Origin of the sequence: Deinococcus pimensis DSM 21231 (assembly GCF_000519345.1) — a bacterium.
Taxonomy (GTDB): Bacteria; Deinococcota; Deinococci; order Deinococcales; family Deinococcaceae; genus Deinococcus_A; species Deinococcus_A pimensis.
In genome coordinates, this window is the sequence record NZ_KI912663.1 from 2,086 (window position 1) to 3,369 (window position 1,284).

Genomic DNA, 1,284 nt, shown 5'->3' on the forward strand with positions numbered 1-1,284 from the left:
CGGCGGCGTCGCGCCCACCGACACCATCGTGGGCCTCGCGCGCGCCGGGGCGGGCGGGCAGGTCGCGGTGGCCTTCACGGACCGCATCGAGCTTCGCAATGCCGACGGGGTCGTGCAGACCACCATCCGTCCGCCCGCCTCCGGGCAGACCGGCACCTTCAACCCCTGCTTTGTGAAGTTCACCGCGAACGCCACAGGTTCGCGGTTCACGGTCCTGAACGCCTGCCCGAACGAGCCCCTGCGCGTCGCGCAGTTCGAGTCGACCGGGACGCTGCGCTGGACCCGCGAGCTGAACGCCCTTCCCCTGCGCGACACGGAGCGGCAGGTGATTCTCAACTCGTCGCAGAGCGGCTTCAGCCCCAGCCCCATCCTGCTCGCCTCGGGCGGCACGGACGACGACACCGTCATCCTGACGCGCCGCCTCAACGAATTCACGGTGGGTTCGCTCAGCTCGCTCTTCCGGGTGAGCCGCACCGACACCGTCACGGGGTCCGCCGACCAGATCGCCAACCTGACGCTGAACGACCTCGCGTCCCTGAACGGCAGCTTCTACGTCGGCACGAACACCGGCACGTACCTGCTCAACCCGCAGACGGGGCAGCCCGGCACGACCGCGCTCGTCACGGACCGCGCGACGCGGCTCTTCGCGGTCAAGGCGGGAAGTGCGGACCTGCTCGTCTCCTGGGACGGCACCGCCGCCGCGCGCGCCTTCCTGCCTGGCACGCCCGCCACGTCCGTCGCGCTCTCCAGCCTGTTCGTGCTGCGGGACGTGACCGTCAGCAGCGACAACTACCTGTACGCCCTCACGTCCGGCGACGTGATCCGCTTCGACCTCAGCGTGCTCGGCACGACCCGCACGCCCGAACGCACCACCCTGCTGGGCGTCGGGAACCTCGTGGACGACGGGCGCTTCATCGCGACGGTCACGCCGTAGAATGGCCCCCATGCCCACGTCCCCGCAGCTCATCGACCACGTCGCCGTCGCCGCGCCCGACCTCGACACGGGCAGCGCGCCCTACGTCGCCCTCGGCCTCACGCCCGAGGGTCCCGACGAGACCGTCGAGTCCCAGGGCGTGCGCGTCCGCGCCTTCCACGTCGGCGAGAGCCTCGTGGAGGTCCTCGCGCCCACCCGTGACGACAGCCCCGTCGCCACCTTCCTCGCGCGGCGCGGGCCGGGCCTGCATCACGTCGCGTTCCGCGTCACGGACCTCGAAGCGGAGCTCGCGCGGCTCAAGGCGGAGGGCGCGCGCCTCCTGAACGACACGCCCCGTCCGGGCCGCGCGG

At 72.0% G+C, this 1,284-nt stretch carries 2 protein-coding genes; both read left to right on the top strand.

Translation table 11 applies throughout. From position 1 onward, the window contains the following. The coding region (locus DEIPI_RS0117535; protein WP_045234630.1) for a hypothetical protein at positions 1–934 on the top strand (934 nt) is incomplete at its 5' end. A gap of 10 nt (positions 935–944) precedes the next feature. Further along, on the top strand, positions 945–1,284 hold a 340-nt coding region (locus DEIPI_RS32300), incomplete at its 3' end, for a VOC family protein (RefSeq protein ID WP_245588594.1).